Raw genomic sequence first — 13,191 nt, forward strand, 5'->3', positions numbered from 1 at the left:
CTTAAAGAGAATTTCCCAAATAACGTGCCATACCAATGAACTCTGTTTTATATTTAAAAATAAACTTACGCCTTCGATATCGAGCTTTTATAACCTATTCAATTATGTAGGTTATGGTCGCTCTATCCTACAATACGATCTTTGCTAAAGTGCCACCAACTCATAAACCACAAACCTAGCTTCTGTCTTAAATTCTTCCTGCTCGGTAGAAGCCAATAATGCCTCACGCTTCTCAGCTTTAGCCCTATACGAGTAGGGTGTCATGGTCAATAAATCTGCCAGTGAGTCAGCATTAAGCGATAACTCGCACTGCACTTGATGAGTATTTTTAAGCTCAAAATACGGCGCAAGCTCATCCAAAAACTTATCTGAATCATGGGGTCGCACCTCATCAAATAGTGCCTCGCGCATACTTTGTAAGTGACCAGTATCAGGCTTGGCAATTAGCAGTCGTCCTCCTGATTTTAATACTCGAGCAAACTCTTCGGGCAATATTGGGCTAAATATGGTGCAAATACCATCCACACTATGATCTGCCAATGGCAAATGGGCGGCACTGGCAATCACAGGGTAAATGGCAGGCATTGCTTGCATAAAACTTATTAATACACCGTTATCTAATAAACTGAGCGCATTTTGTCTTTTATTTTCAATTTGATGCCATAAAGCTTGTTTATTTTTGGCCATTTTTGCTAATTGGACAACTGCAGGCTTACTAATATCAATTGCTATTAAGATATGAGTATTAAGGATCGAAGGGGCTTGTAATGCCTTGGCCATTGCCTGCGTGTAATATCCTTCGCCACAACCAATATCAAGCCAAGTTTGGTATATGCTGCTGTCTGATGTTGTTGTATCATCTAAATAACATTTAATAAGCTGTACGATTTGTTGTTGTAGTGGTAAATAAAAGCCTTGGCTTAAAAAACGATGGCGCGCATCAATTGACTGCTGCGAATCGCCGGGCTCTTTTGACTTTTTGTGTTGTACTGGCAATAAGTTGACATAACCTTGGCGCGCCACATCAAAGGGGTGGCGTGTACCCTTGGCATTTAGACTACCATCACACAGCCAAGTCTTGGCATCTGGTAACAATGGCGATTGGCAATAGGGACATAATAAAAGTGGTAATTGCTTATTGACTTGCTCAGAGCTTGGCATGGCTAAATCCTATGACTGCTATGATAAATTGCTAACTAATGACTAACTAAAACCTAAATCTGATAAACGTAAAAAGGGTGCCTAAAGACACCCTTTTTATCATAATTTACGCTGAATTGCTGTGATGCCGATTCGCCATTAACGTAATTTTAAAGTCATCAAGCCCAGTACCACAAGCAAAATTGCTACAATCCAAAAGCGTACCACAACTTGCGTCTCTTTCCATCCAAGCTCCTCAAAATGGTGATGTAAGGGCGCCATTAGGAAGATGCGTTTTTTGCGTAGTTTATAAGAGCCGACTTGTAAGATAACTGATACCGCTTCTGCGACAAATAAACCACCCATAATAGCAAAGGCGATTTCTTGACGGGTCATCACCGCAATCGTACCTAGCATCGCGCCCAATGCTAAAGCACCCACATCACCCATAAATACTTGTGCAGGATGCGCGTTGTACCACAAGAAGCCCAAACCGGAACCAATCATGGCTGAACAAACGATAAGCACTTCTGAGTTATAAGCGATATAAGGCACATGCAAGTATTCAGAAAAACGAGCATCACCAGATACGTAGGCGAAAGCACCAAGCCCTGCCGCGACAAAGACTACCGGTAGGATTGCCAAACCATCTAAACCATCGGTCAAGTTAACTGCATTGGAGGAGCCATTGATGACAAAATAAGTAAAAATTATAAACGCCAAACCAAATGGCACGGCTGAGAAAGGAACGACCCAATTTTTAAATAAGGGTAGCAGCAAATCAATCATTGATTTAGTGGTATCAATATTCGGTTGCAGGCTAGCAATATAATATAGCGATACGCCGACAAATAAAGCCCCTAAAGATAACCAAAAATACTTCTTTGACGCGCTTAATCCTTTGGGATTTTTATATTTGATCTTAAGCCAATCATCTGCCCACCCTACTGCGCCAAAAATAACCATAACCACCATTAAAATCCACACATAAGAATTTGAGAGATTTGCCCAACACAAAGTAGCAAGACCAATGGATGTCAATATGAGGACACCGCCCATAGTTGGAGTACCTGTCTTTGCTAAGTGAGTCTTAGGGCCATCATCACGGACAGCCTGGTCATATTTAACACTACGTAAATAAGCAATGGTACGAGGACCGAGGATAATACTAAAAGCAAGGGAGGTAATGACCGTGAGGAGCGCACGTAAAGTTAACGAGGATACCGCTGAAAATGGTGAATAGAATTGACTTAACCAACTGTCAAATAACCAATATAACACCGCCTACTCCTCATGAATTTTTATTTATTTAATTATAAATTTATTTAACTATAGATGTTAATAAAAAAAGATTACTTAGCCACAACCTACGTTGCGACTCACAGTAAAAATTTGTTTTAAGCAAGATTAAGTTCATTGGGTCGAATTATCGCAAAATTAGCAACTAAAATCAGAGTTTATGTTAATTTTCACTAAAAACGCATATTGTTGCTATTTTTTTAAGTCATAGCGTCTATTTAACAACCCCTTAATCAACCTTCATTTTGCATCAAATCTTGGATCAAGGTTTCCATCGCGGTGCTACGAGAGCCTTTAAATAATAAGGTGCAAACTTGTTTCTGCTCGTTTTTTTCAGCCAATATTGACTGAAGCTTAATTAATAACTCAGCTTTAGTTGTAAAATCATAAGCATTTTGCATGGAACGAGACTGAGCCCCAATCACTGTATCTTTGGCAAACTCGCCAGCACAAAGCAACATATCAATTGCTTTATCCGCAATGGCTTGACCTAATCTATTATGCTCATCGTGGACAGCATCACCTAATTCACCAATATCGCCCAATATTAAAATTTTATATCCAGATTGGACTGCTAATACATCAGCGGCGGCGCGCATAGAGTTCGGGTTGGCATTATAGGTGTCATCGATAATATGATGTATACCTAAGGTTTGTCTGCCTAAACGCCCCTTACTTGAAGTGGCTTGGCCAAGTCCTACCGCAATGACCTCAGGGCTAATACCGGCAGCATAAGCACAAGAAGCAGCAGCTAACGCGTTACTAACGTTATGTTGACCTGACATCGGTAGCGTAACCTCTACCACTGACTCATCCACACCTATAGCAAAATGTAGCTTAAAGTGGCTGTGAAGCGCTGTTGTCTCTACTTGTGTCGCATAAACTTGTGGCAGGTTGCAGCCAGACGATTCAAGTTGTTGCCAACCATAATGAATAACCTTGGACGTGTGCTTTTTAGCAATTGCTGTTAATTGCTCAGTATAATCATCATCACTCGGCACTATCGCTGTGCTTAAATCGGTTAGAGCCTGATAAATTTCAGCTTTGGTCTTAGCGATATTGTCTCGACCCCCAAATTCACCTAAATGAGCGGTACCAATATTCAGAATACAGGCCACATCGGGCTTCACCATAGTCGCAGTATAAGCAATCTCGCCAACATGATTGGCGCCCAGTTCAAGTACGGCATAACGGTGCTGTTGCTCTAACTCCAGTAACATCATTGGTACGCCAAAGTCATTATTTAGATTACCACGGGTCACTAGCGTTGTACTTTGTGAAGTTGTGCTTTTTGAAGTTGTGCTTTGCTCAGGTGCCTCTACTTGCATAAAGATTTGACGTAGCATCTCTTTAACTGTGGTCTTGCCACTTGAGCCCGTTAAAGCGATAACTTTAAGAGTAGGGTGTTGCTGACGGCGGTAAGCGGCAATTTTACCAAAAGCTAAGCGAGTATCTTTGACTTTTAACAGAGGCGCCGATAATCCTTCCACGTGTTGACTAACAATAGCGGCCACTGCGCCTTTTTGTATCGCTTCTGCCACAAAGCAATGACCGTCAAATTTTTCACCTACAATGGCTAGATAAATATCACCCGCTTCTATTTTACGAGTATCAGTAATAATACGAGTGGCTTGCAGGTTATTGTGACCTTCTAAATCAATCCACTGGCCATTTAGTTCAGCAGTTGCGGTCTTGAGGTGTTCAGGAGTCCATATGAATAACCCGCTACTTTGGACTGACTCTTTGTTTAAATGGCTCATCTACTGGGTCTCATCTGAATTGAAAGTTCTATAAATAGCTTAAAACTAAATAGCTTGAAAATAAGCAACTATTAAGTAATTCACTCAAAAAATACATAATTCAAAAAAAATATTAAAATAACTAATGGCCAAATAAGCGACGCATAAACCAATATTAGCTACACTTATTTATGTTTCGCTACCTGTTTTTGGGCTTCAATCAAAGCTTCTTGTAATACCAAGCGATCATCAAAATCATAGCGGATGCCTTCAATCTCTTGATAAGTTTCATGGCCTTTACCAGCAATAACCACGATGTCATTTTGATTTGCAAGCCCTACCACATACTCAATCGCTTGTTTGCGATCAACGATAACTTTGGTTTTTAGCCGTTGGCTGTCACTGATGCCTTGTTGCATATCTTCCAAAATCACTGCAGGATCTTCACTTCGTGGGTTGTCAGAAGTCAGCACAACTTTATCCGCCACAGCCAGACCTGCTTGCGCCATCAGTGGTCTCTTTCCTCTATCCCTGTCACCGCCACAACCAAAGACCGCCCACAAATCGCCACTACAATACGGTTTTAGGCTGTTTAAAACTTGAGTTAATGCATCAGGGGTGTGCGCATAATCAACGATAAATACGCCTTGATTGAACGCAGCTCCTTGATCATCTGCAGCCTCATTATTCGCAGCCACATAATCCATAGTGACGCGTTGCATACGCCCACTGGCACCGTGCAGTTGTCTAACCAAGGCTGGCATAGCTTCAAGCTCAATTCCCAAGGCGGTTGCACCTGCTACCGCTGCCAATAGATTGGCCACGTTAAAGCGGCCCAATAATGGACTATGTAACGTTAACGAGCCAAAACTGGTTGCAACTTCAATTACTGCACCATTTAAGCCAGGTACAATTTTTTTAGCAATAAAGCTAGCATCGCTATCACAAGTGTTAATTTTGCTAATATGGCCTGTATTGCCTATATCGCTTGTCGTTGATAGCTCCGCGTCTATGCTATATAGCCATACTTTTACCCCTGAGCGGCGCGCAGTATCTGCCATTAATGGCGCAAACTCATCATCAGCATTGATAATGGCATGGGTTAATTGAGGAAAAAAGGCTTTATCAAACAGTCGAGCTTTGGCACGAGCATAGTCGTCCATATCAGGATGGTAATCTAAGTGATCACGGCTAAGGTTGGTATAGACCGCCACAGTTACCGGCACCCCTTGTAGGCGCTGCTGGTCTAAACCATGAGAGCTGGCCTCTAAGGCCAATAGCGTCACTCCTTCATCTGCCATTTGGTGCAAAAAGCTTTGAACCGCCAATACATCCCCAGTGGTATGACTGGCTTGAACTAAGCTGTCTAATCGACCATTCCCAGCCGTTCCCATCACTGCGCTATTTTGTAGATCGACAACATTTGAATATTGGCATAATTGGGCTATCAGTTGGCTAATGGTAGTCTTACCATTGGTACCGGTTACTGCTATAACATGTGGCAGTAGCGTTAATATGTCTTTAGCAGAAGTTATGGTAGACAACGAGTTGGCAGGCAATAGGCTAAGCTGAACAAGGCTACCTATAATAGATCGTAGATTGGCTATATAAATTAAAGGACAAGCACGTTCAGCGCCTTGAACGTTATACTGCAAATCTTCAGGGGGGATTTCAGTCAATATAAAAGCGGCTTGTTGAGAGGCAGTCTTAGCATATTGTTGGCTTTTTTCGATAGGCTGAGTATGACTTTTTAATAATACAAAAGCGGCTGGAAGCTCGCAGTCTGTATCAGCCATTAACTGCCGACTATCTAACACAAACTTTGAAAATGGGACATCAATACCTTGTGGAACGGACAACAATTGATTCAAGCTCTCGGCCTGTTGTGGTAATACTTTTAAAGCGATTGTAGCAAGTTGGTGGAGCGTAAGTGCCGAAATCTCGTTGTCTGTTACTACGGACTGATGTACTGTCATCTGCTAGGCCTTATTTATCAATCTTTAGCTTTATTTACCGACCTTACTTAAAGTTTATGCCTTTCAAGCGAGGCTTCGTTGTAAGCTTATCAAGCAATTTGCGTATTTTGCATTGGTATTGGTTACGTATAATTCTATTAATTAAATACTATAAATAGAGTTTTAATCATAAGCGCTTATGGAGTGGTCAAAGGTTTATCAAGCGGAACGTTATAAAGACGCAGTGCTTCTTGCATCACGTTTTTAAACACAGGAGCCGCTACAATACCTGCATAGTAAGCTTTGCGAGGGTCTTCAACCAATATAACAGTAACTAGGCGTGGGTTTGAAGCAGGCGCAATGCCTGCAAATACCGTACGATATTGATCAGTATAGTAGCCACCCTTTGGACTTACTCGGCGCGAGGTCCCTGTTTTACCAGCGATACGATAACCATCAATGGCAGCCGCAGTTGCCGTACCGCCTGGTGCAGTAACTGTTTCCATCATTTTCACAACAGCCATAGCGTGCTTCTCATCCAGCACTCTTTGACCCGCTGGTCTCTGAGTTTGCTTTTGCAAAGTTAAGGGGTGTAAGACGCCACCTGATCCTAGAGCTGCATAAGCTTGCGCAATCTGTGCTAATGTTACTTGCAAGCCATAACCGTAACTTACCGTGGCTCGGCGAGAGGTCTCGATTTCTTTTGGTGTTGGTACGTTACCAGCCTGCTCACCTGGAAAGTTTAGCGACGTTTTACGCCCAAAGCCAAACTCTTTTTGCACATTGGTAATGCCATCGGGTGGCAAAGATAAGGCTATCTTGGTCGAAGCCACGTTGCTTGATTTTTGAATCAACGTAGCTAGATTGATAGAGCCCAAGTTATTATGATCTCGAATAGTATAGCCACGTACTCGAATATATCCTGGACTGGTATTGATCAGTGAATTTTCGGTATATTTGCCAGACTTTAGGGCCGCTGCTACCGTAAAAGGCTTCATGACCGACCCAGGTTCGAACACATCCAATACGGCACGGTTACGTTGGTTATTACCTGTCATTTCATTCAAATTGTTGTTATTAAAAGACGGCCAAGTGGACAACGCCAATACTTCACCTGTATGCACGTCCACTACCATACCAGTCGACCATCTCGCTTCTTGCACTCGTCCCACATGCTCAAGCTCTTTGTATAAGAGATATTGCAAGCGTGAATCAATAGACAAGTTAACATCCTGTCCTGGCACCACAGGCTTGATTTGTTCAAGCTCTTCAATACTATGCTGGTAGCGGTCTTTTAACACACGAACCTTACCATCTTCGCCAGCCAATTTAGCTTCAAACTGGCGCTCAACACCCGCACGACCTTCATAACCACTATCAGGTTCGTTGGCATTATGACCCATAAACCCTAATAATTGCGCATTGGGCTGTGGTTGAGGATAGTAACGACGGAACTCTTGTTTTTCATAAACGCCGGGGAAATCTAGCGCCATAACTGCATCTGCTATTTCTGGCGTCACTTTATTTAATAAAGGAAAATAATGCGAGCCTGACCCTTTAGGTAGCACAGCTTTTACAGCATCATCATTAGTGACATCTACCGTATTATTAATGGCGACCGCTTGCTGCAAACGCTCTAAAGAAACCCCTGATACGCTAGCCAATTGGGCCAAATCTATATCTTTTAACTTTTTTAACAGTCTTTGTTGGGCTTCGGGATTGTCATCGTTCTTTTTGATACGCTTTTGTAAGTCATAATAGGCCTGTGCATAGTCAAAAGGACTAAAAGACACACTAGACAACGGGGCGCTAACGGCTAACGGCTGAAGATTACGATCCGTTATCATGCCACGATACGAATGCTGGGTGCGTTCACTGGTAATGATCTCATTACCTTTATCGATAAACTTTTGTGCATTGAAGACTTGTAGATAAAAAGCGCGGGCAATCAATAATCCAAGAAAAGCTATGGCAAAAAACCAGATGATTTGAAAACGAATTAAGTCGCTCTCAGCGCCACCTCGACTTGTAGCACCTACAGTGGCCGATTTAATCTTTTTGCCATTACGCTTATGTTTGACGCTAGTATAAGCGCCGTTGGTTTCCTCTTCTTTTTTCCAGAATTTTAATTTAGACATGCCTACCGTAGTCTTATTCGCACTACCTTTACCATTTTTTGTGGTAGATGGCTTTTTGGGCATTACCAAAGGCTCGGTTACTTTACCGTGCATGGGCTTATTGGCGGCACTTTTGTTTGAAGTACTGGTTTTTTTTGTAGAGGTAGAAGGCTTCTTACTCATCCTTGCCTCCTTGCTGCGGCATGCTCAACTCTGCTTCGTCAGACCTAGTAGGCTGCTGGATATTTAGTCTATCTCCAGGTTTGGTAGCGGTTGGTTGTACAATAAGTTTGTCTTTGGTTGTCGGAGAATACATACCTAGCTGGGTAACAGCACGGCTAGCGATTTGCGGTGTGGCACTAAAGGTTTGTTGTTCGATGACCAAGCGCTGATTCTCTATTTGTAAATTACGATGTTCAACTTTCATTTTTTGCAATGCCATATAATCTTCATGATACTGCTGTACCTGTTCAGCGGTTAATACAGCTGTCCAAATGATGCCTATTGCAAGCAAAATCATGACAGCAGCATAGACGCTAACACCACGATAACGCTTGGTCAAAAACTCACTGATCTCAAGCGAGTTGTTATCTATTTGATTCGAGCTTTGGGGTTTGTTATTTGCCATATGGTGACTAATGCTGTGACCTGCTTGGTCTTTAAGGATAAAAAATAGCTTCTTAATAGAGCAGCTATACTTATGTTAAGGACTAATTTGCGTACATTTAATACTAAACTAGCTGTAATTCAAAACTAGATGTAATTCAAAACTAGATGACTAAGACCATTCGCAGTACGCCTTGTAAAATGATCAAATTTATACTCTAGATATGAAGCTCGATAGGGTCAGTATTATATGGGGTATTGGTGCGGGTTGCTACTCTTAACCAAGCACTTCTTGAACGATTATTTACACTAACTTCCGCTTTAGTGGGCGCAATTCGAGTGGGCTTATTAAAATAACGAGGACGCACCGGTGGCATCGGTAAATTTTCATCTTCAGGATACTGCCCTCGGCTATGGCGCTGCAAAAACTGCTTAATACGGCGATCTTCCAAAGAATGAAAACTAATCACTGCCAAATGCCCTTGTGGTGCTAATAAAGTCAGACTTTGCTGTAAAAAACTGTCAATATCACCCAGCTCATTGTTGATAAAAATACGCATAGCTTGGAAGCTTTGAGTTGCTGGATGCTTTCCCTTTTGCCACTTTGGATGGGCTTGCTTTATCACTTCAGCCAATTCTAAAGTAGAGGTGTAGCCCTCCATTTGTTTAATAGCTCGTGCGATACGGCGACTATGACGCTCTTCCCCAAAGTCATATAGCACATTGGCCAAATCTTCTTCATCTACAGTCTGTAGCCACTGCCCTACTGATATGCCACGGCTGGTGTCCATTCGCATATCGATAGCACCCTCTCGCATAAAGCTAAAACCACGACTACCATCATCCAATTGCGGTGAGGAAACCCCTAAATCCGCCATGATGCCATTAACTTGTGATACGCCATGTTGATTTAGGCAGTGGGTCATATTGGCAAAACTATCATGCACAACTTTCACACGATTGTCACTTTTTGCTATTTCTTCAGCAACAGCTATTGCCTCAGGGTCTTTATCAAATACGAATAACTGTCCATCTTCACTTAATGATTCAAGCAATAACTTGCTGTGTCCGCCACGTCCAAATGTCGCGTCAACAAATATACCAGATACTTTAGCGCTTGAATCAAGGGGCTTTTTACTTTGTTTTTTTGAGGAAGTTTTACCTAATACAGCGTCGACAGTCTCATACAATAGCACGGTTTCGTGACTAAAATCGACTTTTGCTAAAGGGGTATGCTGAGTAGCTGAAGATTGACCATCGATCACAATAAATAGGCTCCCTTAAATGGAGAAAACAATACAATAGGTATTGGTAAAACAGTTGATTAAATAAATTAGAAACAAATGACAGAAACGAAATTGGTTAAAACTTAAGTTACACAATCTTCCTTCATTATCGCAACTCACAACTGCTTGTCAAGGTAAGCACATTAACAAAGCACTATTATATGCTTTTTTTATCTACTCGCCTTCAGTTGATATAAATTTTGAAAACATTTTATGTCTTTTAAGGCAAAGTAGTGAATGAAACTAATCGGATAATGAAACAAAATATAGTCATAGCTAATTCAGCAAACTGGGTGTGATTTATGAGCCTTGGCTCAAACCTGTTATAATGAGCCATAATTTAATATCTAATTTGTATTGCTTATTATTCTATCATTATTGCTTGTTTTTATCCCTTTGCTCACATTTAATATCATCACATTATAAGAGAAACTTTATGACACAGACTGCTTCACATCGCCCTGTTCGTACCCGTATTGCCCCGTCTCCAACTGGCTTTCCACACGTGGGCACTGCCTATATAGCGCTATTTAATCTAGTCTTTGCTAAAGCAAATGGCGGTGAGTTCATTTTACGTATTGAAGATACTGACCAAAGCCGTTCAACCGAACAATCTGAGAAAATGATCTTAGACGCCCTACGCTGGGTAGGCTTAGATTGGGCGGAAGGTCCAGACATTGGTGGTCCTCATGCCCCTTATCGTCAAAGCGAGCGAAGTGACATTTATAAACAGCATGCTCAAGAGCTATTGGACAAAGGTCATGCTTTTCGCTGCTTCTGTACGCCCGAAGAGCTGGATGAGATGCGGAAAGAACAAATTGCTCGTGGCGAGAACCCCCATTATGACGGACGATATGCCAACTTACCTCGAGATGAGTCTGATAAATTAGCTGCCGAGGGTAAGCCCTTTGTCATCCGTATGAAAGTACCGACTGAAGGCGTGTGTAAGGTTCAAGACATTCTGCGTGGTGAAGTTGAGATTCCGTGGGAACAAGTGGACATGCAAGTGCTATTAAAGACAGACGGCCTGCCCACCTATCATTTAGCCAACGTTGTGGATGACCATCTGATGGAGATTACCCATGTCATCCGTGGCGAAGAATGGCTTAACTCAGCCCCAAAACATAAACTATTGTATGACTATTTTGGTTGGGAAATGCCAGTGTTATGCCATATGCCACTGCTGCGTAACCCTGATAAATCTAAATTATCTAAACGTAAAAATCCAACGTCTATCACTTATTATCGTGATGCTGGCGTGTTGCCTGAAGCACTACTAAACTATCTTGGTCGTATGGGCTACTCTATGCCCGATGAAAAAGAAATCTTTAACCTTGATGATATGATTGCAAGCTTTGATATTACTCGTGTATCGCTTGGTGGACCAATCTTTGATATCGAAAAACTAAACTGGTTGAACGGTGAATGGCTACGTGCCTTAACCCCCGAACAGCTGAAAGAAAAAATCCTAGACTGGGCTAATGATTCTGACAAGCTAACTGCTATTGCTGCTGCTATTCAACCCCGTATTCACTTGTTATCCGATGCGGTCAATTGGGGTGGTTTCTATTTCCAAAATTTACCAAACATTAAGCTTGAGGACTTTGAGCACAAGACACTGACTCAAGAGCAAATCATTGAAATACTGCAATTTGCGACGTGGAAGCTTGAGACGCTACCAGAGTGGAATGAGGAAAACATTTTCAAAACGCTCAAAGGGTTAAGTGCAGCGCTTGATATTAAGCTGCGTGACATGATGGCACCGTTCTTTATCGCTATTGCGGGTAGCACCTCATCGACACCTGTGATGAACTCAATGTACGTCATTGGTGCGGATATGACTATGACTCGCCTGCGTCATGCCATTGAAGTATTGGGCGGGCTGGGCAAGAAAAAGCTGAAAACCTTAGAGAAAAGAGCGGCTGAGTTGCCTGACTTTTTAGTGGAAGCTGAGTAGTCTTAATTTAATTTTAAACTTTTTAATGACGAAATTAATATCGGTGCGACTGTTAAGCCTGTTGCTGAAACTTAAAAGATGTTTATGGAGAAAGGGCATCAAATTATAGTGAGTATCGTTTGTTGTAAATACAATACTATAGAAGAGTTAGCTATTGATCTACGTTTTAAAACTATTGATGCTAGTCATATCATTGATTCGGTTATGTATGCTAAAGGTTCATGACAATTGTCTTAGTATCATTAATAAAATATGCTCACTTATAAATTTGAAATTAAAAGAGCTGACATTAATTTTTCTGACATTTTTTGTTAGCTACTCTTTAGCTTTCGTTTTTTTCTAACTCCCGCAACAAAAGCCAAAGCCTCGTATGCAGCTCGATTTGATGATAATCGGTCTGCATATGGCAACATAGCTGATAAAACGCTTTGTTATGGTCGCTCACTTTAAAGTGCGCCAACTCATGGACTACAATCATCTGCAAAAACTCTAAAGGCGCTTCTTGAAAGATACTCGCCACCGTAATGCTGTTATGTGCTTTGAGCTTACTGCCTTGCACTCTTGATTGATGCGTATGTATGCCAAGCGCATTTTTGAGTACCGATAGCTTGCTGTTATAGCTCACTTTCGTCAAGGTTCCAACTTTTCCTAGATAGCTATTTTTGAGATCGTTGACATACGCATATAGTGCTTTATCACTTTGTATAGAGTGAGGATGATTAAAGGTATCGGGATATTGCTGCTGTAAATAAGCGCCTAACTTTCCCTCTTCAATAAGCCGCTTTGCTTGATGCTGTATTTGCGCAGGATAATGAGCAATGTATTTTAGTGGATCCAACATGATGTCCTTTATTTTTAGGTTATAGAGCTTTTATTAGATTAAAGCACTATAAAATAAGTCAACTATTAGATAAGTTTAGTTTGAACAAATTATTTCCAACTTATAACAATAATATTCTTAAAAGAAGCGATTTCACAACTAAATGCCATTAATAAGTAAAACTAAATTTTTCAACCTTAAGTAAAATGATTTCTTTACAATCGAAATATACTTATCACAGAGTAACAACACGCTGACTCCTTGAATTATGT

The 13,191-nt window shown here is 41.4% G+C and carries 9 protein-coding genes; 1 reads left to right on the plus strand and 8 read right to left on the minus strand.

The window, feature by feature from the left end:
* Nucleotides 1–144: 144 nt before the first annotated feature.
* From QZ265_RS01700 to rsmH, 7 genes are all read right to left on the minus strand, one after another.
* Nucleotides 145–1,161 carry a putative RNA methyltransferase gene (locus QZ265_RS01700; protein WP_296402753.1) on the minus strand — a complete coding sequence of 339 codons (1,017 nt, stop codon included), beginning with the start codon at nt 1,159–1,161 and terminating at the stop codon, nt 145–147.
* Nucleotides 1,162–1,299: 138 nt separating this feature from the next.
* On the minus strand, nt 1,300–2,421 hold the full coding sequence (mraY, locus tag QZ265_RS01705; protein WP_296402755.1) for a phospho-N-acetylmuramoyl-pentapeptide-transferase: 1,122 nt from the start codon (nt 2,419–2,421) through the stop codon (nt 1,300–1,302).
* A 251-nt stretch (nt 2,422–2,672) separates the two neighbouring features.
* Nucleotides 2,673–4,199: a UDP-N-acetylmuramoyl-tripeptide--D-alanyl-D-alanine ligase gene (gene murF, locus QZ265_RS01710; RefSeq protein ID WP_296402757.1), complete on the minus strand. Its 1,527-nt coding sequence runs from the start codon at nt 4,197–4,199 to the stop codon at nt 2,673–2,675.
* A 164-nt stretch (nt 4,200–4,363) separates the two neighbouring features.
* Complete coding sequence (locus QZ265_RS01715; protein WP_296402759.1) at nt 4,364–6,154, minus strand: UDP-N-acetylmuramoyl-L-alanyl-D-glutamate--2,6-diaminopimelate ligase; 1,791 nt, start codon at nt 6,152–6,154, stop codon at nt 4,364–4,366.
* A gap of 176 nt (nt 6,155–6,330) precedes the next feature.
* Complete coding sequence (locus tag QZ265_RS01720) at nt 6,331–8,433, minus strand: penicillin-binding protein 2 (RefSeq protein WP_296402760.1); 2,103 nt, start codon at nt 8,431–8,433, stop codon at nt 6,331–6,333.
* Nucleotides 8,426–8,878 carry a cell division protein FtsL gene (locus tag QZ265_RS01725; RefSeq protein ID WP_296402762.1) on the minus strand — a complete coding sequence of 151 codons (453 nt, stop codon included), beginning with the start codon at nt 8,876–8,878 and terminating at the stop codon, nt 8,426–8,428. Before QZ265_RS01725 ends, QZ265_RS01720 begins: the two co-directional genes overlap by 8 nt.
* Nucleotides 8,879–9,074: 196 nt before the next feature.
* On the minus strand, nt 9,075–10,121 hold the full coding sequence (gene rsmH / locus QZ265_RS01730; RefSeq protein ID WP_296402764.1) for a 16S rRNA (cytosine(1402)-N(4))-methyltransferase RsmH: 1,047 nt from the start codon (nt 10,119–10,121) through the stop codon (nt 9,075–9,077).
* A gap of 457 nt (nt 10,122–10,578) precedes the next feature.
* Between rsmH and gltX the strand changes: the two genes are divergently transcribed.
* Nucleotides 10,579–12,099 carry a glutamate--tRNA ligase gene (gene gltX / locus QZ265_RS01735; protein WP_296402766.1) on the plus strand — a complete coding sequence of 507 codons (1,521 nt, stop codon included), beginning with the start codon at nt 10,579–10,581 and terminating at the stop codon, nt 12,097–12,099.
* Between the two features lie 322 nt (nt 12,100–12,421).
* On the opposite strand, the gene QZ265_RS01740 is transcribed toward gltX, so the two are convergent.
* Nucleotides 12,422–12,940, minus strand: a complete 519-nt coding sequence (locus QZ265_RS01740; protein ID WP_296402768.1) for a YgjP-like metallopeptidase domain-containing protein — start codon at nt 12,938–12,940, stop codon at nt 12,422–12,424.
* Between the last annotated feature and the right edge of the window lie 251 nt (nt 12,941–13,191).

Origin of the sequence: Psychrobacter sp., from assembly GCF_018260395.1 — a bacterium.
In the GTDB taxonomy this organism is placed as follows: Bacteria; Pseudomonadota; Gammaproteobacteria; order Pseudomonadales; family Moraxellaceae; genus Psychrobacter.